The organism is Micromonospora sp. DT68, assembly GCF_049847245.1.
Lineage (GTDB): Bacteria > Actinomycetota > Actinomycetes > Mycobacteriales > Micromonosporaceae > Micromonospora > Micromonospora profundi.
The window spans coordinates 139,101-161,691 of record NZ_JBNCNZ010000013.1; the positions used below are offsets into that span (position 1 = coordinate 139,101).

23 protein-coding genes are annotated in these 22,591 nt (G+C 71.8%); 6 read left to right on the top strand and 17 right to left on the bottom strand.

Going from position 1 to position 22,591, the window contains the following annotated elements:
* Positions 1–45: 45 nt before the first annotated feature.
* The 3 genes from ACPXB1_RS22545 to nadD form a co-directional block, all read right to left on the bottom strand.
* Positions 46–705, bottom strand: a complete 660-nt coding sequence (locus ACPXB1_RS22545; protein ID WP_425735757.1) for a histidine phosphatase family protein — start codon at positions 703–705, stop codon at positions 46–48.
* Positions 702–1,109 carry a ribosome silencing factor gene (gene rsfS / locus ACPXB1_RS22550; RefSeq protein WP_053656062.1) on the bottom strand — a complete coding sequence of 136 codons (408 nt, stop codon included), beginning with the start codon at positions 1,107–1,109 and terminating at the stop codon, positions 702–704. Before rsfS ends, ACPXB1_RS22545 begins: the two co-directional genes overlap by 4 nt.
* A gap of 110 nt (positions 1,110–1,219) precedes the next feature.
* Positions 1,220–1,816, bottom strand: a complete 597-nt coding sequence (gene nadD, locus ACPXB1_RS22555; protein WP_053656060.1) for a nicotinate-nucleotide adenylyltransferase — start codon at positions 1,814–1,816, stop codon at positions 1,220–1,222.
* A 141-nt stretch (positions 1,817–1,957) separates the two neighbouring features.
* Between nadD and ACPXB1_RS22560 the strand changes: the two genes are divergently transcribed.
* Together ACPXB1_RS22560 and ACPXB1_RS22565 are read left to right on the top strand one after the other, a co-directional pair.
* Positions 1,958–2,617, top strand: a complete 660-nt coding sequence (locus ACPXB1_RS22560) for a PadR family transcriptional regulator (RefSeq protein ID WP_355598018.1) — start codon at positions 1,958–1,960, stop codon at positions 2,615–2,617.
* Positions 2,618–2,778: 161 nt separating this feature from the next.
* On the top strand, positions 2,779–3,993 hold the full coding sequence (locus tag ACPXB1_RS22565; RefSeq protein WP_355598020.1) for an FAD-dependent monooxygenase: 1,215 nt from the start codon (positions 2,779–2,781) through the stop codon (positions 3,991–3,993).
* 86 nt (positions 3,994–4,079) lie between these two features.
* Here ACPXB1_RS22565 and pepN read toward each other — a convergent pair whose 3' ends face one another.
* The gene (gene pepN, locus ACPXB1_RS22570) at positions 4,080–6,761 is read right to left on the bottom strand and encodes an aminopeptidase N (protein ID WP_355598022.1); all 2,682 of its coding nucleotides are present in this window, start codon (positions 6,759–6,761) and stop codon (positions 4,080–4,082) included.
* Positions 6,762–6,830: 69 nt separating this feature from the next.
* Between pepN and ACPXB1_RS22575 the strand changes: the two genes are divergently transcribed.
* Positions 6,831–7,049, top strand: coding sequence for a DUF397 domain-containing protein (locus tag ACPXB1_RS22575; RefSeq protein WP_053656052.1), 219 nt, complete (start codon positions 6,831–6,833; stop codon positions 7,047–7,049).
* A 39-nt stretch (positions 7,050–7,088) separates the two neighbouring features.
* On the opposite strand, the gene ACPXB1_RS22580 is transcribed toward ACPXB1_RS22575, so the two are convergent.
* Complete coding sequence (locus ACPXB1_RS22580) at positions 7,089–7,502, bottom strand: hypothetical protein (protein WP_355598024.1); 414 nt, start codon at positions 7,500–7,502, stop codon at positions 7,089–7,091.
* 196 nt (positions 7,503–7,698) lie between these two features.
* On the opposite strand from ACPXB1_RS22580, the gene ACPXB1_RS22585 reads away from it, so the two are divergent.
* Entirely contained in the window at positions 7,699–8,946 is a 1,248-nt protein-coding gene (locus tag ACPXB1_RS22585) for a cytochrome P450 (RefSeq protein WP_355598026.1), read from the top strand.
* Between the two features lie 51 nt (positions 8,947–8,997).
* Here ACPXB1_RS22585 and ACPXB1_RS22590 read toward each other — a convergent pair whose 3' ends face one another.
* Entirely contained in the window at positions 8,998–10,167 is a 1,170-nt protein-coding gene (locus ACPXB1_RS22590; protein WP_355598028.1) for a zinc-dependent alcohol dehydrogenase, read from the bottom strand.
* Complete coding sequence (locus tag ACPXB1_RS22595) at positions 10,164–10,802, bottom strand: cyclase (protein WP_355598030.1); 639 nt, start codon at positions 10,800–10,802, stop codon at positions 10,164–10,166. Before ACPXB1_RS22595 ends, ACPXB1_RS22590 begins: the two co-directional genes overlap by 4 nt.
* A 154-nt stretch (positions 10,803–10,956) precedes the next feature.
* Here ACPXB1_RS22595 and ACPXB1_RS22600 point away from each other — a divergent pair, with 154 nt between their 5' ends.
* Positions 10,957–11,967 carry a glycosyltransferase gene (locus ACPXB1_RS22600; protein WP_355598032.1) on the top strand — a complete coding sequence of 337 codons (1,011 nt, stop codon included), beginning with the start codon at positions 10,957–10,959 and terminating at the stop codon, positions 11,965–11,967.
* 223 nt (positions 11,968–12,190) lie between these two features.
* Here ACPXB1_RS22600 and ACPXB1_RS22605 read toward each other — a convergent pair whose 3' ends face one another.
* The 3 genes from ACPXB1_RS22605 to ACPXB1_RS22615 are packed head-to-tail and all read right to left on the bottom strand — an operon-like array spanning position 12,191 to position 14,191.
* Entirely contained in the window at positions 12,191–12,841 is a 651-nt protein-coding gene (locus ACPXB1_RS22605) for a DUF3618 domain-containing protein (protein ID WP_355598034.1), read from the bottom strand.
* On the bottom strand, positions 12,838–13,305 hold the full coding sequence (locus ACPXB1_RS22610; RefSeq protein ID WP_355598036.1) for a phage holin family protein: 468 nt from the start codon (positions 13,303–13,305) through the stop codon (positions 12,838–12,840). The genes ACPXB1_RS22605 and ACPXB1_RS22610 overlap by 4 nt, the downstream gene beginning before the upstream one ends.
* A 31-nt stretch (positions 13,306–13,336) precedes the next feature.
* The gene (locus ACPXB1_RS22615; protein ID WP_355598038.1) at positions 13,337–14,191 is read right to left on the bottom strand and encodes a hypothetical protein; all 855 of its coding nucleotides are present in this window, start codon (positions 14,189–14,191) and stop codon (positions 13,337–13,339) included.
* 227 nt (positions 14,192–14,418) lie between these two features.
* On the opposite strand from ACPXB1_RS22615, the gene ACPXB1_RS22620 reads away from it, so the two are divergent.
* Positions 14,419–14,910, top strand: coding sequence for a DUF4383 domain-containing protein (locus ACPXB1_RS22620; RefSeq protein WP_355598040.1), 492 nt, complete (start codon positions 14,419–14,421; stop codon positions 14,908–14,910).
* A gap of 162 nt (positions 14,911–15,072) precedes the next feature.
* Here ACPXB1_RS22620 and ACPXB1_RS22625 read toward each other — a convergent pair whose 3' ends face one another.
* The 7 genes from ACPXB1_RS22625 to ACPXB1_RS22655 form a co-directional block, all read right to left on the bottom strand.
* Positions 15,073–15,519 (bottom strand): GNAT family N-acetyltransferase, encoded by a 447-nt coding sequence (locus tag ACPXB1_RS22625; protein ID WP_355598042.1) that lies wholly within the window; start codon positions 15,517–15,519, stop codon positions 15,073–15,075.
* Between the two features lie 70 nt (positions 15,520–15,589).
* Positions 15,590–17,053 carry a GTPase ObgE gene (gene obgE, locus ACPXB1_RS22630; RefSeq protein ID WP_355598044.1) on the bottom strand — a complete coding sequence of 488 codons (1,464 nt, stop codon included), beginning with the start codon at positions 17,051–17,053 and terminating at the stop codon, positions 15,590–15,592.
* Positions 17,054–17,144: 91 nt separating this feature from the next.
* A complete protein-coding gene (gene rpmA, locus ACPXB1_RS22635) occupies positions 17,145–17,399 on the bottom strand; it encodes a 50S ribosomal protein L27 (protein ID WP_043966727.1) in 255 nt (84 codons plus the stop codon).
* A gap of 11 nt (positions 17,400–17,410) precedes the next feature.
* Complete coding sequence (rplU, locus tag ACPXB1_RS22640; protein ID WP_007464063.1) at positions 17,411–17,725, bottom strand: 50S ribosomal protein L21; 315 nt, start codon at positions 17,723–17,725, stop codon at positions 17,411–17,413.
* Between the two features lie 166 nt (positions 17,726–17,891).
* Positions 17,892–18,158: a hypothetical protein gene (locus ACPXB1_RS22645; RefSeq protein WP_425735758.1), complete on the bottom strand. Its 267-nt coding sequence runs from the start codon at positions 18,156–18,158 to the stop codon at positions 17,892–17,894.
* Between the two features lie 320 nt (positions 18,159–18,478).
* Positions 18,479–21,649 (bottom strand): Rne/Rng family ribonuclease, encoded by a 3,171-nt coding sequence (locus ACPXB1_RS22650; protein WP_355631522.1) that lies wholly within the window; start codon positions 21,647–21,649, stop codon positions 18,479–18,481.
* A gap of 131 nt (positions 21,650–21,780) precedes the next feature.
* Positions 21,781–22,500 (bottom strand): TIGR03936 family radical SAM-associated protein, encoded by a 720-nt coding sequence (locus ACPXB1_RS22655; RefSeq protein ID WP_355598078.1) that lies wholly within the window; start codon positions 22,498–22,500, stop codon positions 21,781–21,783.
* Positions 22,501–22,591 lie beyond the last annotated feature (91 nt).

Consider the following 22,591-nt stretch of genomic DNA (forward strand, 5'->3'; position numbering starts at 1 on the left):
CGGCACCGTAGCCGATCGGGACGGCGAACGACGAGGCGGAAGCGCCTAGATCGCGTCGACGACCACCGGGGCGGTGACCAGGCCGACGTTGTGCGCCCGCAACTGCCAGCCACCGACGTCATGGGCGCGCCCGACAGCCGGCGCGCGGTCGTCGTGCCGCAGCTCGCTCCAGTGGCAGTTGGCCAGGGAGCCGATCGTGCGCAGCACCCCCCTGTCCCAACCGAGCAGGTGACCGATGCCCTGCCGGGAGGCGCCACCGTGGGTGGCGACCACCACGGTGCCGCCGGTCGCGGCGTCGGCCGCCTCCCGCAGTGCGGCGCTGACCCGCTCGCCGAGGTCGTGAAGGGGCTCCAGATCCGCGCCCGGGGCGGGGTCACCGGCCCGCCAGCGCGCGTACTCCTCGGGGAACTGCTCGGCGACCTCGGTGAGGTGCAGGCCCTGCCACTTGCCGAAGTGGCGCTCGCGCAGCCGGGCGTCGGTGCGGACCGGCAGCCCCGTCAGCGCGGCCAGCGCCGCGGCGGTGTCCGCGGCGCGGCTCAGGTCGCTGGACACGATGGCGTCGGGCCGCAGCGCCGCGAGCAGCGGCGCGGCGGTCCGGGCCTGGTCGCGACCCCGATCATTGAGGGGTACGTCGGTCTGCCCCTGGACGCGGTTGGCGGCGTTCCAGTCGGTGTTGCCGTGCCGCCAGACGATCAGTCGGGTCATTCGGCTGCGGCGGACCCGCTGGCGTCGGCCTCGACCAGGTCGCGGTCGACGAACGGGATGGTGGGGCAGTCCTTCCAGAGGCGGTCGAGCCCGTAGAACTCGCGCTCCTCGGTGTGCTGGACGTGCACCACGATGTCGACGTAGTCGAGCAGCACCCACCGGCCGCCACGCTCACCCTCGCGCCGCACCGGCTTGGCCTTCTCCGGCAGCTCCAGCAGGCGCTCCTCGATGGCGTCGACGATGGCAAGCACCTGACGCTCGTTGGGGGCGGCGGCGAGCAGGAACGCGTCGGTGATGGCGAGCTGGTCGCCGACGTCGATGATCGCGATGTCCTGCGCCTTCTTGTCGGCGGCGGCCTGGGCGGCGGCGATAGCCAGCTCGTGAGCGCGTTCGGAAACTGTCACCGTTCTCCTTCGATCAACCGTGCGATCCTCCAAGCGTCTCACACCCGGGGACGCCCCGACCCGTCAGTTCTGGTCGGTTAAGGGCATGAAGGCACCCATACTGGGCAGAATCAGCGCTGGTAGAGGCGGCGCTTGGCGATGTACTGCACCACACCGTCGGGCACGAGGTACCAGACCGGCTCACCCCGGGCGACCCGGGCGCGGCAGTCGGTCGACGAGATGGACATCGCGGGCACCTGGATCAGGCTGACAGTGTCCGCAGGTAGGTGCTTGTCGGTCAGCGGGAAGCCGGGCCGGGTCACCCCCACGAAATGGGCCAGCTCGAATATCTCGTCCAGGTCCTTCCAGGACAGGATGCGTTGCAGGGCGTCCGCACCGGTGATGAAGAACAACTGCACCTTGGGGCCGTACTCGGCCTGGAGGTCGCGCAGGGTGTCGACGGTGTAGGTCGGCCCGTTGCGGTCGATGTCGACCCGACTGACCTGGAAGCGAGGGTTCGAGGCCGTGGCGATGACGGTCATGAGGTAGCGGTCCTCGGCCGGGCTGACCATCTCGTCGGCCTTCTGCCACGGCTGCCCGGTGGGGACGAATACCACCTCGTCCAGGCCGAACCGGTCCGCGACCTCGCTGGCCGCCACGAGGTGCCCGTGGTGGATCGGGTCGAAGGTGCCACCCATGATCCCGATCCGCCGGATGTCTTCCTCCACCCGATGATCGTAGGCGGAGTCTGATGGCTGGCCACCCTGGCCCGGAGGTGCGGTCGGCAGCGACGTCGAGGGTCGCGGCGCCGCTACTCGCGTGCATATACTCGTAGACAAGTAATCGAGGGCGAGAGCGGGAGGCCCGTCATGCCGAAGCGGCGCAAGGTCGGCAACCTGCTCGCGCTTGCCGTGCTGTCCGCACTTGCCCAGCGGCCCATGCACCCGTACGAGATCGCCACCACACTGCGCGCCTGGGGCAAGGACCAGGACATGCAGTTCAAGTGGGGATCGTTCTACACAGTGGTCCGCAACCTGGACAAACACCAGCTGATCGCGGCCGTGGAGAGCGTCCGCGACAGCCGACGTCCGGAACGCACCGTCTATCGGATCACCGAGGCGGGGCGCGCTGAGCTTGTCGACTGGGCCCGCGAACTGGTCTCCACGCCGGAGCCGGAGCACCCCCGCTTCCGCGCCGGCCTCTCCGTGCTCGCCGCCCTGCACCCCGACGAGGCCACGGACCTGCTGCGCCGGCGACTCGACCTGCTGGAGGGCGCGATCCGCCGGGACCGCGACACGCTCGACACCCACCTGCGGGAGATCCCGCGACTGTTCTTGATCGAGTCGGAATACGACATCTCCATGCGGGCCGCGGAGGCGGCCTGGCTGCGCGGGCTACTGGGCGAGCTGACCTCGGGCACCTACCCGGGCCTGGACGTCTGGCGGACCTTCCACGAGACCGGCGAGATGCCGGCCGAGCTGACCGAGCTGGCAGAGAGGACCAGCCAGGACCCCGACACCACCGACTGAAAAAACGGCTCCGGCGGGGTGCGCCAACACCCCGCCGGAGCCCTACCTCGAACCGACACCTGTGCAGGACACCCGGCCCGAATGCGGCAACCACGAGGATAACCGGGTCCCTCCCAGGTCGGTTCGCACGCGCACGCACCGACGAACCACAGGGAGAGAACATGACCACGGTACGAACCGCGATCGTCATCGGCGGCGGCATCGCCGGGCCGGTGACGGCACTCGCGTTACGCCGCGCCGGCATCACCGCCACCGTGTACGAGGCGTACCCGGAGACTGCCAGCGGGGCCGGCGGAATCGGCGGCACCCTCGCGCTCGCGCCAAACGGCGTGGCGGCGCTGCGTGCGGTCGGCGCGGGCGAGGCGGTGACGGCGATCGCCACCCCGATCGAGCGCACCGTGATGGCCGTCGGCCGTCGACGCGTCGACCTGCCCACACTGGCCGGGGCGCCGCCACTGCGCGTGGTGCACCGGGCCGCGCTGTACCGCGTCCTGCACGACCGGGCGGTCTCCGAGGGCGTTCCGTTCGCGTACGGCAGGCGGCTGGTCCACGCCGACCAGACCGACAGCGGTGTGACAGCCCGCTTCGAGGACGGCAGCACCGCCACCGCCGACATCCTCGTCGGCGCCGACGGCATCCGGTCCACGGTCCGGAGCCTCATCGACCCGGCCGCTCCCGGCCCCCGCTTCACCGGCCTGCTCGGCTTCGAGGCGGTCGCGCGGCACGAGGTGGACGCCGAGCCCGGCACCATGACGTTCGCGTTCGGCAGGCGCGGCTACTACCTGTACTGGCCGGAGCCCGGCGGCGGCACCCGGTGGGGTGCCAACCTGCCGTACCAGCGGCCACTGAGCCTCGTCGAGGCCCGCGCGGTACCGGCGGCGCAGTGGCTGGACACCCTGCGCGAAAGCTACGGCGACGACGACCCCGGCCGGCAGCTGACGGCGACCAGCGACGCCGACGAACTCCAGGTGGTCGGGGCGTTGCAGATAATGCCGCAGGTGCCGCACTGGTATCGGGGGCGGATGGTGCTGGTCGGCGACGCGGCGCACGCGCCGTCGAACAGCTCCGGGCAGGGAGCGTCGCTTGCCATCGAGAGCGGCGTGCAACTCGCCCGCTGCCTGCGCGACCTGCCGGACGTGGAGTCGGCCCTTGCCGCGTTCGTGCGACTGCGCCGCGCCCGGGTCGAGAAGGTCGCCGCCCGCGCGGCCCGCATCAACCACGCCAAAGCGCCAGGGCCGGTCGCCCGCACGCTCATGCCGCTGCTGATGCCGCTGCTCGTGCGCACCGCGATGGACCCGGAGAAGACAGTCGCCCACGAGCAGCGCTACGTCATCGACTGGGACGCCCCGGTCACTGCCGACCCGGCGTTGCGCTGACGTTCCGGTGCGCGGGGTGACCCACCGGCCACCCCGCGCCCGGAGCGACACGGGCAGTCCCGATTCGCCGCCCGCGCCGGCTCGGCTCAGGCCGCCGCCGCGGCCACCGCCGTGCGGGCGACAAGCGCGCGGCGCAGGTCGTCGTCTGCGTCGGTGACCACCCGACGCAGACCCGGGGTCAGGTCGTCGCGGGCCAGCAGCGCCGCGGCGGCCTCCCGGGTCGGCTGCGCCACGGCGTAGCGCGGGAACGCCAGCTTCGCCACCCGATCGGCCGTCCACGGGGTACGTCCACGGGCGGCGGCCGGCATCTCGGCGAAGTACCGCTCGACGTACGCGGCGGTCAGCTCGGCCTGCTCGGGCTGCCAGAACCCCTCGGCGGTCGCCTCCAGCAGCCGGTTGGACAGCTCGGTGCCCCGCACGATGACCTCCCAGGCGGCCTGCTTCGCGGCCGGCTCCGGCAGGGCGGCCCGGCAGAGGGCGGCCCGCTCGGCACCCGCGGAGCTGGGATCGGCGGCCACCTCTGCGGCGATCTCCGCTGCACCGGCCGCGCCCAGCACGACGAGGCGGCACAGCACCGACCAGCGCAGCTCGGCGTCGACTTTCAGCCCGGCCGGCACGTCGCGACCGGCGAGCCAGCCGGTGAGCAGATCGACGTCGGTGGTGGCGGCGACCCATGCTCGCGCGGCAGCGAGTTGGAGGGACTCCCCCGCCGGTGCGCCGTCGAGCAGTTGCCGGCACGCCCCGGCGATCCGGGCCAGCGCCGCCGACCGGGCCAGCGGGTCGAGGTAGCGGTCGACAAGCGACCTGCTGAGCGTCAGCACGTCCTCCGCGATGATCACCTCGATCTCGGCGGGCAGCGCGGCGACCATCAGGTCGACAAGGCCGGTGACCGGCCGTTCCCCGTCGGTCGCCGCGTCCAACGCCTCGCCCCAGAGCACCGCCCGGGTGAGAGGGTCGGCGAGACCGGGCAGCACCAGCGGAACGGCGTCGGCCGAGGCCGGATCGAGGCGCACCTTGGCGAAGGTGAGGTCGCCGTCGTTGAGCAGCAGCAGCCGGGCCGCCGGTGCCCCGGTCAGCGCGCCGAGCACGGTACGGCCACCGTCGACAGCGGGGTCGAGATCGACCTCGTCACGCTCCACAGTGCCGTCCATCGAGTAACGGCCCACCCCGATCCGGTGCGGGCGCAGCACCGCTGCCGACTCGGGCGCGGTCTGCACGACGGCCACCTCGCTGTAGCGGCCGTCGGCATCGACGGCCACCTCGGCGCGCAGCGTGTTTACCTGCGGGCTGCGCAGCCACCGCTGCGCCCAGTCGAACAGGTCCCGGCCGCTGGCGGCGGTGCCGTCGTTACTCGCGACTGCGGGGCTCGCAAGCTCACTCCTCGCGCTCGCGGCGCCGTCGTTGCTCGCGACTGCGGGGCTCGCAAGCTCACTCCTCGCGCTCGCGGCGCCGTCGTTACTCGCGACTGCGGGGCTCGCAAGCTCACTCCTCGCGCTCGCGGTGGAGAGGCTGGCCAGCAGGTCGGCGAGGGTGGCGTTGCCGAAGCGGTGTGCGGCGAAGTGCGCGTTCAGGCCAGCGAGGAACGCCTCGTCACCGAGCCACGCGACCAACTGCCGCAGCACGCTGGCACCCTTGGCGTACGAGATGCCGTCGAAGTTGAGTAGGCCCTCCTCGGCGTCGGCCACCTCCTCCGGGGCGACCGGGTGGGTGGAGGGGCGCTGGTCGGCGGCGTACCCCCAGGCCTTGCGGCGCATGGCGAACGTCGTCCACGCCTGGTCGAAGCGCGTCGCCTCGGCGGTGACCCGGGTGCCCAGGTATTCGGCGAAGGACTCGTTGAGCCACAGGTCGTCCCACCAGCGCATGGTGACCAGGTCACCGAACCACATGTGCGCCATCTCGTGGGCGATGGTGGTGGCCCGCAGCTCGCGCTGTGTGTCGGTGACCGCCGAGCGGAACACGTAGTCGTCGCGGAAGGTGACGATGCCCGGGTTCTCCATCGCGCCGGCGTTGAACTCGGGCACGAACGCCTGGTCGTACTTGCCGAACGGGTAGCGCTCGGTGAACAGCTCGTGGAACCGGTCCAGGCACTGCCGGGTGACTGTGAAGATCTCCTCGGCGTCGGCGTCCAGGTGCTCGGCCAGCGACCGGCGACAGTAGATGCCCAGCGGTACGCCGTCGTGCTCGGCCTGCCGCACGTGGTACGGCCCGGCGATCAGCGAGAAGAAGTACGTGGCCAGCGGTGCCGTCGGGGCGAACTCCCAGCGCCCGGGGGCCGGGTTGGCGGTCAGCTCGGCGTTGCCGACGACTGTCCATTCCGGCGGGGCGGTCACAGCGAGCACGAACGACGCCTTCAGGTCAGGCTGGTCGAACGCGGCGAAGATGCGTTGCACGTTGTCGAGGAACGTCACGGCGTAGAGGTAGGTCTCGCCGTCGGCCGGGTCGACGAAGCGGTGCATCCCCTCCCCGGTGTTGGAGTAGGCCATCTCCGCCTCGACGACAAGCGTGTTGTCCGCCTCCAGGTCGCTGAGCGGCAGCCGGTTGTCGGCAAGCACGCCCGGGTCCAGGTCGCGGTCGTTGAGGCGTACACCCAGCAGGGTGTGGGGTTTGATCTCGGCGAAGGTCGCGGCGCCGGGGGTCGCCCGGAACCGGATCTCGACGCGGGAGCGGAACAGGTCACCGCCACCGGTCAGGTCGATGTCCACCTGATAGGACTCGACGGTAATCGTCGCGCCACGCGCGGTCGCCTCTACACGGGTCAGGCTCGGCATCCGCTTATCCTGCCCGATGGGGATCGGCAATCGGTCCCCACACGGCCCTCGGCACTGGAGGAAAGAACCATGGCGGAGCACCCCAAGGGCGATTTCGACCTCTCCCGGGCGGTCTGGCAGCGGGCCGAGGGGGACACCTCCGACAGCGCGGTCGAGGTCGCCTTCGTCGACGACCTGATCGGGATGCGCAATTCCGCCGAGCCGGAGGGACCGGTGCTCGTCTTCACGCAGGCCGAGTGGGACGCGTTCGTGGCCGGCGCGCAGGACGGCGAGTTCGACCTGGACTGACTGCGACCGGGCGCCGAAGGGCGGTGTCGCCGCCCGTCGTCAGCCATCGTGGTCTCCGTCGCCGTCTCCGTCTCCGTCGCCCCAACCGAGGCCGCCGGGACCCGGCGCGTGGTGGAAGCCGGGATGGTCGGCCACGTCGACGCAGCGCTCCCCGTCCGGGCCGACCGCCCCGCAGAACAGTCGTTCGGCCCGGTGCCAGGCGTCGGCCGGTGACAGGGCCGCCGCGCCGAGTGCCAACTCCGGGCGGAGCAGGCTCAGCGCCTCGGCGTACGACACTGCCACCTCGCGGGCGTCGGCCGTGCCCGGCGCGGTGAAGCCCAGGTGCACCGTGAAGAACCGGTGCGGTCGGGTGGGCCGCCTGGGCGGCCCGATCAGCGGCCGGTCGTCGCGGCCCCCGCCCGATTTCCCGGCCGCCCGTCGCTGCCGCCAGTGTGGCGATCTGTTCTCCCGCATCGCGCCCTCCCCGTGGCCGTGGCCTTCGAGGCCCGCCGGCAGGCGGCGGCCTCACCAGCAAGCCAACCAGGTTCCGCCGTTCCTGGGAGGGGCCAGCGGGGCCCGGTCGGCGTGATTCAGCGGCGGCGACCGGGGTAGTCACAACGCGAAGGCGGCCGGTGGTCGACGGCCGCCACCTGCGCGTGAGGAGACACCGATGGCGACCCTGCCGGTCGACCGCAGCCCGGACAGCACCCTCGCGTTCCTCCGCGCCGGGTACCGGTTCATCGGTGAGCGCTGCGACAGGTACGGCAGCGATGCCTTCCAGACCCGGATTCTGCTGACGCCGACCATCTGCCTGCGCGGCAGGTCGGCGGCGGCGCTGTTCTACGACCCCGAGCGCTTCCAGCGGCGCAACGCGATGCCGCTGCGGGTGCAGCGCACGCTCACCGGCCGAGGCGGGGTGCAGGGGCTGGACGGCCCGGAGCACGCCGACCGCAAGGCGATGTTCATGTCGATCATGACGCCGGACAACATCCGGAGGCTCGGGCAGCTCTTCGACGACGAGTGGCGGACCCGGATCGCCGCCTGGGAGGCCGCCGGGCCGGTGCGGCTCTACGACGAGACGGGTCGCCTGCTGACCCAGGTGGTCTGCGCCTGGGCCGGGGTGCCGCTTGTCACCTCGCAGGTCGACCGCCGGACCGTCGAGCTGCACGCCATGATCGAAGGCCCGGCGATGGTCGGCCCTCGGCACTGGCGGGGCCTGCTCGCCCGCCGCCGGGCCGAACGCTGGATCGGCGACCTCATCGAGCGGGCCCGGGTGGGCACCCATCCGGCGCCGCCCGGCAGCGCGCTACAGGTGATCGCCGAGCACCGCGACGCGCAGGGGTCGCTGCTTCCCCGCCGGATCGCCGCTGTCGAGCTGCTCAACGTGCTGCGCCCAGTGGTCGCCGTGGACCGGTACGTCGCCTTCGCGGCCCTCGCCCTGCACGACCACCCTGCCTGGCGGCAGCGGGTCCGCGACAGCGACGAGGCCACCGAGCAGTTCGTCCAGGAGATACGCCGCTACTACCCGTTCTTTCCCTCGTCCGCCGCCCGGGTCCGGCGCTCCTTCGACTGGGAGGGCCACCACTTTCCCCGGGGGCGGCGGGTGCTCCTCGACCTCTACGGCACCAATCACCACCCGACGCTCTGGCCGGAGCCGGAGCTGTTCCGCCCGGAACGGTTCGCCGGCCGCCGGGTGGACCCGTTCGAGCTGATCCCACAGGGCGGCGGGGACTTCTTCGCCGGGCACCGCTGCGCTGGCGAGTGGATCACCATCGACCTGATGAAGCGGGCGGTCACCAACCTGACGAGCGCCATGACCTACGACGTGCCGCCGCAGGATCTGCGGCTGGATCTGAGCCAGATGCCGGCCCTGCCACCGAGCGGCATGACCCTCACCGCCATCCGTCGGGCCACCTGACCTGCCCCGCCGGCCAGGAACCAGACCGGCGGGGCGATGGTACGGCAGGGGTCAGGGGTGCAGGACGCTCCGGAGGCACCCGTCCTCTTTCTTCTCGAACATCTCGTAACCCCGGGCACCCTCCTCAAGGGGGATCGGGTGGGTGGCCAGGTAGCCGGGGTCGATCTCGCCGGCGGCCAACCGGTCGAGCAACATGGGGATGTAGCGCTGCGCGTGCATCTGCCCCATCCGCAACACCAGCGCCTTGTTCATCGCCGCGCCGAGCGGGAACTTGTCGATCAGCCCGGCGTAGACGCCGACGATGCTCACCGTGCCGCCCTTGCGGCAGGCCATGATCGCCTGGCGTACGGAGGTCGGCCGGTCGGTCTGCAACCGGGCCGACTGCTTCACCCGGTCGTACGCGTAGGTCGGCCCGACATCGTGCGACTCCATGCCGACGGCCTCGATGCAGGCGTCCGGCCCACGTCCACCGGTCAGCTCGCGCAGCGCCTCCAGCACGTCGGTCTCGGCGTAGTTGATCGTCTCCACACCGACCCGGTCGGCGGCCGTGGCAAGCCGGTCCGGAAAGCGGTCGATCATGATGACCCGCTCGGCACCGAGGAGTTGCGCCGACCGGGCCGCCATCTGACCGACGCCACCGGCACCCCAGACGGCTACCACCTCACCGCCGGTGAGCCCGCAGAAGTCCGCTGCCATCCACCCGGTGGGCATCGCGTCGGAGGCGAACACCACCGAGTCGTCCGGCACTCCGTCGGGCACCGCGAACGCGCCGACGTCACCGAACGGCACCCGGATGTACTCGGCGTGCGAGCCGGCGTAACCACCAGCCGCGTGCGAGTAGCCCAGGATGCCTGCCGGCGAGTGCCCCCACAGCTTCTCCGTGAACACCGGCTGCGGATTGGAGTTGTCGCACAGCGAGTACTGCTCGGTCCGGCAGTACCAGCAGCCACCGCAGGCCACCACCGACCCGACCACCACCCGGTCGCCGACCTTGTGCTGCCGTACGCCCGGCCCGACCTCCACCACCTCGCCCATGAACTCGTGGCCGAGGATGTCACCCTCCCGCATCGCCGGCAGGTATCCGTTGATCAGGTGCAGGTCGGAGCCGCAGACGCTGCTGGCCCGGACCCGGACGATGATGTCCCCATCGGCGCGGATCTTCGGCTCCGGCACGTCCCGGACGGCAAGCTTGCCGACGCCTTCCCAGCAGAGCGCCCTCATGCCCGTCCTCCCGTCATCAGCTTCTCCCGCATCCGGTCGGTCGCCTTCTCCTGGACGGCAGTCCGGCCGGACGGGTCGCGCCGGGTGTCGATCACCTGGCCGCACTCGACGAGCGCCTTCACCCGGCGCAGGGTGTCGCGCAACGCCAGGTCCGGCTCGTGGCCGCTGGCCAGGCCGAACATCCGCCGCAGCGGCCCGGAGCGGTAACGCAGCTCGGCCCGGATCTCAGTGCCCCGGCCCTGCGGTGCCTCGGCCAGCTCGACCCGTCCGTGCTGCGGCACCGGCCCGTCCTCGACCTGCCAGCGCAGCGCGCCCGGCCCGTCGACGGTGATCTCCGCCCGCCACTCGGTGTCGCCGCCGTTCCGGTCGCGGGCCACGCACCGCCAGCGCCGCTCGTCGAGCTGCTCCAGGGTGGCCCACTCGGCCAGCGCGCGGTCCAGCCGTTCCCTGTCGGTCCAGAACCCGATCACCGCGTCCCGGGGCCGGTCCACCGTCACCGCGCGGCGCACGACGTACCAGCCGTCCTGCCGGTCGGGCTGGTGCCGACGCCGGCGGCGGGCGACCGCCCTACCGACACCGGCGGCGGTCACCGCTGTGACACCGAGCAGCGCCCACCTCGTTCCGTTGTTGGTCATGTCGTCTCCTCCACCCGGACGTCCGGGGATGGACAGCCTTCCCGGGCAGCGCTACCCCGAGCCGACCGGTCGAAACGACACGCCGGTTTGATCGCCCGCTGAGCGGGGAGTGCTGCGGCAGGCACGAACCACGACCCCGACCAGGAGGCACCCGTTGTCCATCGACGCCAGCGAGCGCCGTCGGGGCGTCGGCACGTCGGCGGTCCGGCTACCGATGGCGTACGTTCTGCCGCTGCGCTGGCACTCCGACACCGGCCTGGCCGAGCTGACGGGCTACCTGCGCTGGCTGGCCGAGCGGGTCGAGGTGCTCGTGGTCGACGGCTCGGCACCTGCCCTCTTCGCCCGCCACGCCGCGGCGTGGCGCGGACTGGTCCGGCACCTCCCACCCGATCCCGCCCTACGCGGGGCGAACGGCAAGGTGCTCGGGGTCCTCACCGGCGTCGCCGCGGCTCGCCAAGAGCACGTGGTGATCGCCGACGACGACATCCGGTACGACGAGGCCGGGCTGCTCGCGGTACACCGAATGCTCGACCGGGTCGACCTGGTACGGCCGCAGAACTACTTCGACCCGCTGCCCTGGCACGCCTGGTGGGACACCGGCCGGACGCTGCTCAACCGGGCGCTCGGCGCGGACTACCCGGGCACCCTGGCGGTGCGCCGCAGCACCTTCCTCGGCATGGGCGGGTACGACCCCGACGTGCTCTTCGAGAACCTGGAGCTGATCCGCACGGTGCGCGCGTACGGCGGAACGGAGGCCGCGCCGGCCTGGCTGTACGTACGCAGGCTGCCGCCGGACGCCGCGCACTTCCGCGGCCAGCGGGTCCGCCAGGCGTACGACGACCTGGCCCAGCCGGCCCGCCTGCTTACCGCGCTCGCGGTCGTGCCGGCGCTGGCCGCGGCGGTCGCGGCTCGTAGGCCGGGGCTGCTGCTCGGCGCGGCAGCCGGCGTCGTCGCCCTGGCCGAGGTGGGTCGTCGGCGTGCCGGTGGCGGCGCGGTCTTCCCGGCGGGCACGGCGCTGGCGGCGCCGATCTGGCTGCTGGAGCGCGGGGTGTGCGGCTGGCTGGCGGTAGGCCAACGACTCCTGCTCGGCGGCGTTTCGTACGCCGGCACCCGCATCCGGCACGCCGCACACCCCGTCCGAGCCCTGCAAAAACACCCCCGCTAACCAGCGCCTCCCCACCCTCCCACCCTCCCGCGCTCCCACCCTCCCACCCCGCGATCTTGCACTTCCTGCCCGGACAAACAAACCTCAAGCGCGCAAAAGCCAGACCGAAACTGCAAGATCGCGGGGGTACGCGGGGAGCGCGCGGCACGCGTGGGGGGCGCGAAAAGCTCGCGGTCACCGGAGGTGCCGCGAGCTTTTCGGGATTGCGATGGTGTGGGTGGGGTCAGGGGCTGACCTGCTGGCGGGCCTGCTGGGCGTGGTCCCTGACGTCGTGCGCGGCGGTCCTGCCGTCGTCCTTGACCGTGTGCACGGCGTCCTGGGCGGTGGACCGCACCGAGTCCGCGGCGTGCTGGGCGGGCTCGCGCAGTTCGTTCTTGAGGTCGCTGGCCACCTCGCCCAGCTTCTCCTTAACCGCTCCGCTGTGCTCGCTGACCTTCTCCTTGACCTGCGTCGCGGCCTGCTGCTCCCGACGGGAGGCCGGGATCAGCGAGGAGGCCAGCCAGCCGACGCCGAACGCGATGAGGCCGGCGGCCAGCGGGTTGCCCTGGGACTTCTGCCGGATCACCCGGGGCGCGCTGTGCGCGGCGTCACTGACGGTCGAGGCCGCCGAGTGCGCGGCGTCGCTGACGCTGGAAGCCGCCGACGAGGCGCGGTCGCCCACCGAGTGCGCGGCGTGGCCGGTGCCGTGGCCGAGGTCGGATGCGGTTCCCATGACCTTGTCCCTCACATTCTGCAGCGCGGAGCGGGCCCGCTGCTTACGGTCGTCGACGATGCGGCCGGGGCTGACCTTGTACGCCAGCGCGTCCACATCGGAGCTGAGGCTGTTGCGGGTGGCTTCGATCTCCCGGCGGATCTGATCAGGATCGGTGCTCATCGGGTGACTCCCTCCGGGTGGGGTTTGAGCGCGTCGGGGATCCGCTGCACGCTGTCGTTGGTCTGCTTGAGCCCGCGTACGTGCTGGGCGTTCTGCTTGGCCTTGGAGTACAGGACCGCGGCGACCACGGCCCAGATCACGGCCACGATCAGCGCGGCCAGTCCGGAGTCCATGACGTTGTCCAGGAACTGCCACACGGCGATGGACACGAAGAGCGCCACCATGTAGCCGCCGAAGCCCGCGCCGCCGAAGAGCCCGGCGGCCTTGCCGGCCTTCTTGCCCTCCTGGCGGATCTCGGCCTTGGCCAGCTCGACCTCCTGGCGCATGAGAGTCGACAGGTCGGTGGTGACCTGACGCATCAGGTCACCGAGCGAGCTGCCCTTCACCTCGGCCGCGGTGTGCGGGGCACCCGCGTCGGGGTGGTAACCGGAGTCCAGTCCGGACCCCTGCGTCGGCATGGTCATGCCGTCGCCTCCCTTCGGAGATCTCGGTGGGTCACGGGCGAGGGCTACCGCTGGACGGCACGCCCGGCAGCGGGTCGGTCTCGGTCACCGGCGGCAGCGGCTGCCCGGTGCTGGACGGCTCCGAGTAGCTGCCGGCCCGACCCGGGGCGGGGTCGGTGTAGCCGCCCGGCGTCGGGTCGGTGTAGCCGCCAGGCGCGGGGTCGGTGTAACCACCGGAGGTCGGCTCGCTGTACGTGCCCGGGGTCGGGTCGAGGTAGCCACCCGGCGGGGCGGCGTTCGGGGCGGGGCGAGGTACCGGCGACGGCGTCGGAATCACAGCGGTCTGCTCCGGGTCGTACGCCCCGGCGCCCCGGTAGGAGGCCGATCCGTTGCCGTTGTCGTCGTTACCCGCCGAGATGCCACGGGTCAGGCGGCCGGCCAGCACACCGAGGACGGCAGCGCCGACCAGGAAGGTGCCCGGGCTGCGCCGCGCGTAGTCGCGTACCTCGTTGATCAGGTCGCCGGGCTCGCGCTCCTCGAGCCAGCCGGCCACGCCGTGCACCCGGTCGGCGGCCTGTCGGGCAAGCTCGCTCACCGGTCCGGTCTGGCCACCCTGCTCGGCCATGGAGCGCATCTCGTCGGCGATCGAGCGCAGCCCGCCAGCGGCGCGCCGCTGCTGCTCACCGGTCTGGCTGGCGAGCTGGGTACGCGCCTCGCCGTAGAGGTTGCGGGCCTGCCGGGCCGCCTCGCGGCCGACCTCGGTGCCCTGCTCCTTGGCGGTCTGGGCGACCGCGCCACCGGCGTGCGCCGCCTCGGACCCGACCTGGCGGGCCTGCTCGCGCACGCCTCCGCCGTTGCTGGACTCCTGCGGGTACGTCGAAGTGGTGGGTGAAAGATCGTAAGTCATGATTTCCCTTCCGCTCGGAAAGTCGTCGCGGTGTGCTGGGGGATGCGGCCGTGGCGCCGTGGCCGCCGACAATTGACCTACCCTGCGAATCCGCTTCCATACCTCTTCGCGCATTTCTCTGCGGAGAGGCCCCTGTCGACTTCAAAATGGAGGATCGTCGGGCTGCGTAACGTCGCCGACACGGACAGCGACATTGGCGGGCCGGCGGATCCACGGAGGGGGCAGGGATGGCACGAGACGCGCGAGGTGGTCGACCTGCCGCGCCACGGCCCCGGGTACAGCAGGCCGCGCTTGTCGCGGCCGCGCTCTTCCTGCTGATCGGCGTCCTCGGCTTCATCCCCGGCATCACCACCGACTACGGGCAGCTGCGCTTCGCCGGGCACCACTCGGACGCCCGGCTGCTCGGGCTGTTCCAGGTCTCGATCCTGCACAACGCTGTGCACCTGCTGTTCGGGCTGGTGGGCCTCGTGATGGCCCGCAGCATCGCCGGCGCCCGGCTCTTCCTGGCCGGTGGCGGCGCCATCTACCTCGCCCTCTGGCTGTACGGGCTTGTGGTCGAAGGGCTCGACGAGGCGGGCGGCGCGAACTTCCTGCCTGTCAACAACGCCGACAACTGGCTGCACCTCGCGCTCGGCTTCGGCATGATCGCGCTCGGGCTGTTGCTGTCCAACCAGGTCGGCACGGGCGGGCGGCTGGACACCCCCTTCGACCGACCCTGACCTGCCCCTTCGGGGTTTCGCGGGCACACCGTCGCGGGTATCAGCACGTCGATGATGGGCGGCTACGTGCTGCTCACCGCGTACCTCGTGCGGCGCGGCTCGGCCGAGTCGAAGCCGGTCACCGTGGCGCACGCCGAGACCGGGGCGTGAACCCCGTCCTCGTCAGGCCGCGACCGGCAGCCGCTTGGCGAAACAGACGCTGTACGGGTTACCCACGTCCCCGTACACGGGGATGCGGTCGTATCCGCACGAGGCGTACAACCCGAGCGCTGCCGGCAGGTAGGTGCCGGTCTCCAGGCGGACCACCGAGTGCCCCTGCCGGAACGCCAACTCCTCAAGCGCGGCGAGCAACTGGCGGGCGATCCCCCGTCCCCGGTGCGCCGGCCTGACGTACATCCTCTTGATCTCACCCGTGCTGGCGTCGAGCGACTGGAGGCCGCCGCAGGCGACGGCCTGGCCGTTCGCCACCACCGCAAGGTAACGGATGTCGTCGTGGGTGACGGTGACCTGCCCGTCCAGCCCGCCGTCGGCCGTACGCAGCTCACGCTGCTGGGCGACGACCAGTGTGGCGATCTCGGGATCGGTGGCGGGCCGGGACTCGATCAGCATCACCCGACGTTAGGCGGGCCGGATTTCGCGGAGGTTTCCGGAAGTCAACCCGGTCACGGAGGGCAACGGACTACTCGGTGTCGTCCTCGAAGTCCTCGTCGTCGGACGCGTCCGCGCCCACCTCGTCGGCCGAACGCACCCGGCGGGCCTTGCGCGCGGCGAGCCGTTCCGCCGCCGAGGCCCGGTTCGACTTCTCCTCCAGCCGGACGTCGGTGCCCCGGTTGCCGGGCACGAAGTCCACGCCGGCGTAGAGCGTCGGCTGCCAGTCGAACTCGCGCTCACCGATCCGCACCAGGTCACCGGGCTGGGCGCCCGCCTTGGCCAGCTTGTCCTCGACGCCGAGCCGGGCCAGCCGGTCCGCCAGGTATCCGACGGCCTCGTCGTTGTCGAAGTTCGTCTGCTTGACCCACCGCTCCGGCCGGACGCCACGAACCGTGTACGAACCGTCGGTCTCGGCAGTGATGGTGAAGCCGTCGTCGTCCACGGCCATCGGCCGGATCACGATCCGCGTCGGCTCGGCCGGCGGAGCTGCCTTACGCTCCGCGTCGACCAGGTCGGCCATCGCGTACGTCAGTTCCTTGAGCCCTTCACGGGTGGCAGCGGAGACCTCGAACACCCGGTAGCCGCGCTCCTCCAGGTCGGGTCGCACGATCTCGGCGAGGTCCCGGCCGTCGGGCACGTCGACCTTGTTGACGGCCACCAGCCTCGGCCGGTCGGCCAGCCCGCCGTACTGGCTCAGCTCGGCCTCGATGGCGTCGATGTCGGCGACCGGGTCACGGCCCGGCTCCAGGGTCGCCGAGTCGATGACGTGCACAAGCACCGCGCAACGCTCGATGTGCCGCAGGAACTCCAGGCCCAGCCCCTTGCCGGTGGCCGCGCCCGGAATCAGGCCCGGCACGTCGGCGACGGTGAAGGTGTGGTTGTCCACCCGGACCACGCCGAGGTTCGGCACCAGCGTGGTGAACGGGTAGTCGGCGATCTTCGGCTTCGCGGCGGAGATCACCGAGATCAGCGACGACTTGCCGGCCGACGGGAAGCCCACAAGGCCCACGTCGGCGACGCTCTTGAGCTCCAGCACGATGTCCAACTGGTCGCCGGGCTCACCCAGCTCGGCGAAGCCCGGCGCCTTGCGCTTGGCGTTGGCAAGCGAGGCGTTGCCCCGCCCGCCACGCCCGCCGCGGGCCACCTCGAAGGTCGTGCCCGCACCGACCATGTCGGCAAGCACGGTGCCGTCGGTGGTCTGCACGACTGTGCCGTTCGGCACCTTGAGCACCAGGTTGCGACCGTTGGCCCCGTCCCGGTTCGACCCCGCGCCGCCCTTGCCGTTGTCGGCCTTGACGTGCGGGTGGAAGTGGAAGTCGAGAAGCGTTGTCACCTGCGGGTCGACCACCAGCGACACGCTGCCGCCGTGCCCACCGTTGCCGCCGTCCGGGCCTCCGAACGGCTTGAACTTCTCACGGTGGATCGAGACACAACCGTGCCCCCCGTCACCGGCCTGCAGATGCAGAACGACCCGGTCAACGAACGTCGCCACGGCGTCAATCCTTCCAGCGAGGTCGACCCCGCACTTCGGAAAAGCGAAGCGGGCCGGGACCCTGAGGTCCGCGGCCCGCAAAGCCTGAAAGCTACTGCTGAGGAACGATGCTGACGGTCTTACGACCGCGCTTGGTGCCGAACAGGACCGAACCGGCGGCGAGCGCGAACAGTGTGTCGTCGCCGCCACGGCCGACCAGGTCACCGGGGTGGAACTTGGTGCCACGCTGCCGGATGAGGATTTCACCGGCGCTGACAACCTGACCACCGAAGCGCTTCACGCCGAGTCGCTGGGCCGCGGAATCGCGACCGTTACGCGAGCTGGACGCACCCTTTTTGTGAGCCATTGGAGGACGACCTACTTCCCGCTGGAGATGCCGGTCACCTTGACCTGGGTCAACGGCTGGCGGTGACCCTGGCGCTTGTGGTAGCCGGTCTTGTTCTTGAACTTGTGGATCCGGATCTTCGGGCCCTTGGTGTGCGCGGCGATCTCGCCGGACACCGCGACCTCGGCAAGCTTCGCCGCGTCGGTCACCAGGTCGTCACCGTCGACGAGGAGCACCGCGGTGAGCTTCACCGCGTCACCGGGAGCACCGGTGAGCTTCTCGACCTCGATCACGTCGCCCTCGGCGACCTTGTACTGCTTGCCGCCGGTCTTGACGATCGCGTACATCGGAGGCGGACTCCCTGTCGTTGAGGCTGCTGGCGGTCGTCCCCGCGGCGGCTCGCCGGGTAGCAGTGCACGGCGGCGCGGGCACACGGGAACTCAGCACACCAAAGGTGCGCCGCAGGCAAGAGTACGCCATGGCAGCCCCGGACCCCAAACCGGCCCGCCCTGGTCAGCGTACGCAGAGCTGGTCGAGGCGCTGCTGGAGCCTGTCGAGTTCGGTCTCGTCGATCGACCCACCGTCGACGCCGAGCGTGGCGACCTCGGCGCCCATGTCGTTGAGCAGCGTCCTGAGCTGCGGATCGGCTGCCCGGGCGGCCTGTTCCCGCAGCGCGGTACGCCACTGCGCCAGCGCCGCCTCGGCCCGTACGCGGGCAGCCTCGGCCGTGGCCCTGTCGCCGGCACCCACCGCCGCCACCATCGCACCCAGCTCCTCCACGTACACCCGTACGGCTGTCGTACCGGCCTACTGCGACTCGGCACACACCTGCGCGTCGCCGGCTGAGGGCGTACCTGTCGACCCGGCGGACGTGGCCCCGGGCCCGGCCGCCGTCGGAACTGCCGTGCCATCGCCGGCCGGCCGGTCGGCGGAACAACCCGATACGGCGGCGAGCGCGGTCACCAGCACGGCTACGGCGAGCAGGCGGCGCATCTTCTCCTCCTGACCGGAAGCGGCCTGGGTGACCGCACGACGACGAGGTCCCTCCCCCGTCAGATTGCCGGGAAAGGGACCTCGTCAAACACGTCGCTGGTCAGGCGTCAGGGGCGGGTCCGTCGACGCGCGCCACCCCGGCGGGAGCGACGACGCCCCGCACCGCCCTCGGTGCTCTCCTCGTCGGTGTCGCCGTCGGTGAGCGCGTCCGGGTCGTCCGCCGCGGCCAACCGGGCCGACTCGCCCTGCTGGGCGTCGGCGACCGCAGGCCCGGCAGCGGCGTCCGACTCGTAGCGGGACAGGTCGTAGCCCATGGTGTCCTGGTAGTCGACGTCCGACTCGGCGCTGGTGTCGGTGTCGACGACCTCGACCACCGCCCGCTCGGCCGAGGCGCTCTTGCGCCCCCGGCGGCGGGAGGACGCCGTGCCCTGCTCGGCGGCCGGAGCGGCCGGGACCGGCGGGGCCGCCGGGGCCGACGAGGCGACCGCCTTGACCTTCTCCCCCGCCCCACCGGTACGGGGCTTCTCCGGCACCGGCTCGGTGTGGATGATGACGCCCCGGCCCTTGCAGCACTCGCAGGTCTCGCTGAACGCCTCCAGCAGGCCCGCACCGATCCGCTTACGGGTCATCTGCACCAGACCGAGCGAGGTGATCTCGGTGACCTGGTGCTTGGTGCGGTCCCGGCCCAGGCACTCGGTGAGCCGGCGCAGCACCAGCTCACGGTTCGACTCCAACACCATGTCGATGAAGTCGATCACCACGATGCCGCCGATGTCCCGCAGCCGGAGCTGACGGACGATCTCCTCGGCCGCTTCCAGGTTGTTGCGGGTGACAGTCTCCTCCAGGTTGCCCCCGGAGCCGGTGTACTTGCCGGTGTTGACGTCGACCACAGTCATGGCCTCGGTCTTGTCGATCACCAGCGAGCCGCCGGAAGGCAGGAACACCTTGCGGTCCAGGCCCTTGATGATCTGCTCGTCGATCCGGTACTCGGCGAAGATGTCGGTAGTGCCGACGTGCCGGCGCACCCGGTCGACCAGGTCCGGGGAGACGTGCGACAGGTACGACTCGACCATGCCGTACGACTGCTCGCCCTCGATCACCAGCTCACGGAAGTCCTCGTTGAACAGGTCCCGGACCACGCGGATGACCAGGTCGGGCTCCTCGTAGAGCAGCACCGGCGCACCGCCCTCGGCGGCCTTGGCCTGGATGTCCTCCCACTGCGCCTGGAGCCGCTTGACGTCGCGGGCAAGCTCGTCCTCGCTGGCGCCCTCGGCGGCCGTACGGACGATCACGCCGGCGCCGTCCGGCACGAGCTTCTTGAGGACGTCGCGCAGCCGCTTGCGCTCGGTGTCCGGCAGCTTGCGGCTGATCCCGGAGGCGTTGCCGTTGGGCACGTACACCAGGTGCCGGCCGGAGAGCGCGATGTGGCTTGTCAGCCGGGCGCCCTTGTGCCCGATCGGGTCCTTGGTGACCTGCACCAGCACCGAGTCACCGGAGCGCAGCGCCTGCTCGATCGAGCGGGCGCGACCCTCCAGCCCGGAGGTGTCCCAGTTGACCTCGCCGGCGTACAGCACCGCGTTGCGGCCCCGACCCACGTCGACGAACGCCGCCTCCATGCTGGGCAGCACGTTCTGCACCTTGCCCAGGTAGACGTTGCCGGCCATGGTGCCCGAGGAGTTACGGGTGACGTAGTGCTCGACAAGCACCCCGTCCTCCAGGACGGCGATCTGGGTGCGGTCACCGCGCTGCCGGACCGCCATCACCCGGTCGACAGCCTCCCGGCGGGCCAGGAACTCCGACTCGCTGAGGATCGGCGGCCGGGTACGCCGCTGCTCACGGCCGTCACGGCGGCGCTGGCGCTTGGCCTCCAGCCGGGTCGAGCCGGACACGCCCTGGACCTCGTCGACGGTACGGCGCGGCTCACGGATCTTGACAACGGTGGGTACGCCGTCGTCGGCGGCACCTTCGGTGTCACCGGCGCCCCTGCGACGGCGACGGCGGCGGCGACGGGTCAGCCCGTCCCCACCCTCGGACTCCTCGGACTCCTCGTCCTCGTCGCCCTCGGCCTCGGCGGTCTCTTCCTCGTCGGCCTGCGCGGCTTCCTCGGAGTCCTCGTCCTCGGCGTCGTCAGCCCCGCCCTTGCCCCGGCCACGGCCACGGCGACCACGACGACGGCGGCGACGCGCGGCGGCGCTGTCCTCGTCGTCCTCGTCCGCCTCGGCGGCCCCGTCGGCCTCTTCGGTCGGCTCTTCCTCTGCCTCGATCGCCTCGACGGGCTCCACCGGCTCGACGTCGCGACGACCGCGCCGCCGCCGACGGGACGGCTCGGCCTCCACGGCCGGCTCCTCGGCGACCGGGGCGGGTTCCACCGGGCGGGTCACCGGCACGGCGTCCGGCTGCGGCGCCATGAACAGCACGGTGGGCGCGGAGAGCGCCGCCCGCCGACGACGGGTACGCGGCGGCTCCGGCTCGATGACGTCGGCCGGCTCGATCGGCTCGTCCGCCACGTTGGCAACGGCCACACCGGGCGGCACGTCACCTGCGCTCTCTTCGGCGCCGCTGGACCGGGCCGGTTCGATCTCCGACTCGTTCAGTTCGGCTTCCGCCTCGCGCAGGTCCGACTCCGCCGGTGGCTCGACGGGCTCCGCCTCGACGACGGGTTCCTCCACAGCCGGAGGCTCCTCGACGGCTGCGGGCTCCACGACGGCGGGCGGCGTGGCCTTCTTGCGGCGCGTACGCGTCACCTTGACCGGCGGCACCACCTCGGCGGACGCCTCCTCGGCGGTGGCCGCGACAAGCGGTTCCTCGGCGGGCGCCTCGACAGGGGTTGCCTTGCGGCGGCGACGGGTGGTCTTCGGGGCGACGTCCTGGTCACCGGAGATCGGGGCGAAGACCTCCGCCTGCGGCGACTCGGCGCTGCCCGCTCCGCCGGTGGACGCCTCGACCGGCGCGTCGGTCTGCTCCGGCTGGGTGAGTGGTGCGGCCCGACGGCGGGTCGTCCGGGTACGTCGCACCGGAGCCGCAGGCTCGGCGCTCTGCGCGCTGGTCGGCTCCGCGCTCTGCGCACCAGCCGGCTCGGCGCTCGGCTCGGCGCTCTGCGCACTGGTCGACTCCGCGCTCTGCGCACCAACTGGCTCCAGCGGGGCCGCACCGGACCGCTCCAGTGGAGCCGAACCGGCGGGCGTGGCGGAAGCGCCGTCGGTGGTGCTCTGGTCAGCGGTGTCACCGGCCGGCTGTGAGCCGGTCCGTTCGCCGCCCTCGGGCTCGTTCTCGAGCATGGACGTTCTCCAGTTCTGGCTGCCCCGGGCGCGGGTGAGCGCTGCCACGCAGGGTTGCCGCAAAAGTGTTTCCGCCGGGCGCGCGTGGTGCGCGACCGCCGAAGTCTGCCTGCCAGAGCACTGACCGTCGGTCAGCGCCCAACGATGGCTGCCCCGCCGCGGTCCGCATCCAACGGATCCACGATCGCACCCTGCGCGGTCAACGTGCCCTGAGCCAGCCGGGTCACCCTCGGCGAAACCGGCGGCTCCAGGTCGGCCACCACGCGGAGGCCGGAAAGGACGTCATCGGGCCGTACGGACGGGGTGACCTGCCGCACGACCAGTTCGAGTATCGCACACGGTACGGCCGGCACCCCGGAAGGCGTCTGCGTCGGCATCGGGACATCGATCGATATCACGGCCGCGCGGGCGTCGAACGTCCGTCGCCCCTGCTTGGTCATCCGCTCGACCAGCACCTCGTCGGCGGCACTGAACGCGTCCACGGCGGCTCGCAGCACGGCGGGCTCGACCTCGGGCAGCTCGATGTGCCAGTGCGACGCCTCGATCCGGTCCGGCAGGCTGCCGCCGTCGGCGATCACCGCTTCGAGTACGTCCAGCCCTGGCGAGAGCGCGGCGTCCAGCGCGACGCGCAGTGCCTCCGGGTCGACAGGCGCCTGGAGGCCGATCTCCAGGTACTCCGCCTCGCTGGCCACCCCGGTGGGCGCCGCGCTGGCGTAGGAGATCTTCGGGTGCGGTGTGAAGCCCTGGGAGAAGGCGATCGGTACGGCGGCTCGACGCAGGGCGCGTTCGAAGGCCCGGGCGAAGTCCCGATGCGAGGTGAACCGGAGCGGCCCGCGCTTGGCGTACCGGATGCGGACACGCTGAACGATCGGCGCCTGCCCGCCTTCCGGCTGTGGTTTCTTACTGATCGTCTCGCTCCTCGGAACTCAGTAACCATTGATC

Excerpts from the sequence above, each read along its gene's own strand:
- ACPXB1_RS22545 (WP_425735757.1), bottom strand. The coding sequence starts at position 705 with ATGACCCGACTGATCGTCTGGCGGCACGGCAACACCGACTGGAACGCC.
- ACPXB1_RS22560 (WP_355598018.1), top strand. The coding sequence starts at position 1,958 with ATGCCGAAGCGGCGCAAGGTCGGCAACCTGCTCGCGCTTGCCGTGCTG.
- ACPXB1_RS22565 (WP_355598020.1), top strand. The coding sequence starts at position 2,779 with ATGACCACGGTACGAACCGCGATCGTCATCGGCGGCGGCATCGCCGGG.
- pepN (WP_355598022.1), bottom strand. The coding sequence starts at position 6,761 with ATGCCGAGCCTGACCCGTGTAGAGGCGACCGCGCGTGGCGCGACGATT.
- ACPXB1_RS22575 (WP_053656052.1), top strand. The coding sequence starts at position 6,831 with ATGGCGGAGCACCCCAAGGGCGATTTCGACCTCTCCCGGGCGGTCTGG.
- ACPXB1_RS22580 (WP_355598024.1), bottom strand. The coding sequence starts at position 7,502 with ATGCGGGAGAACAGATCGCCACACTGGCGGCAGCGACGGGCGGCCGGG.
- ACPXB1_RS22585 (WP_355598026.1), top strand. The coding sequence starts at position 7,699 with ATGGCGACCCTGCCGGTCGACCGCAGCCCGGACAGCACCCTCGCGTTC.
- ACPXB1_RS22590 (WP_355598028.1), bottom strand. The coding sequence starts at position 10,167 with ATGAGGGCGCTCTGCTGGGAAGGCGTCGGCAAGCTTGCCGTCCGGGAC.
- ACPXB1_RS22595 (WP_355598030.1), bottom strand. The coding sequence starts at position 10,802 with ATGACCAACAACGGAACGAGGTGGGCGCTGCTCGGTGTCACAGCGGTG.
- ACPXB1_RS22605 (WP_355598034.1), bottom strand. The coding sequence starts at position 12,841 with ATGAGCACCGATCCTGATCAGATCCGCCGGGAGATCGAAGCCACCCGC.
- ACPXB1_RS22610 (WP_355598036.1), bottom strand. The coding sequence starts at position 13,305 with ATGACCATGCCGACGCAGGGGTCCGGACTGGACTCCGGTTACCACCCC.
- ACPXB1_RS22615 (WP_355598038.1), bottom strand. The coding sequence starts at position 14,191 with ATGACTTACGATCTTTCACCCACCACTTCGACGTACCCGCAGGAGTCC.
- ACPXB1_RS22620 (WP_355598040.1), top strand. The coding sequence starts at position 14,419 with ATGGCACGAGACGCGCGAGGTGGTCGACCTGCCGCGCCACGGCCCCGG.
- ACPXB1_RS22625 (WP_355598042.1), bottom strand. The coding sequence starts at position 15,519 with ATGCTGATCGAGTCCCGGCCCGCCACCGATCCCGAGATCGCCACACTG.
- rpmA (WP_043966727.1), bottom strand. The coding sequence starts at position 17,399 with ATGGCTCACAAAAAGGGTGCGTCCAGCTCGCGTAACGGTCGCGATTCC.
- rplU (WP_007464063.1), bottom strand. The coding sequence starts at position 17,725 with ATGTACGCGATCGTCAAGACCGGCGGCAAGCAGTACAAGGTCGCCGAG.
- ACPXB1_RS22650 (WP_355631522.1), bottom strand. The coding sequence starts at position 21,649 with ATGCTCGAGAACGAGCCCGAGGGCGGCGAACGGACCGGCTCACAGCCG.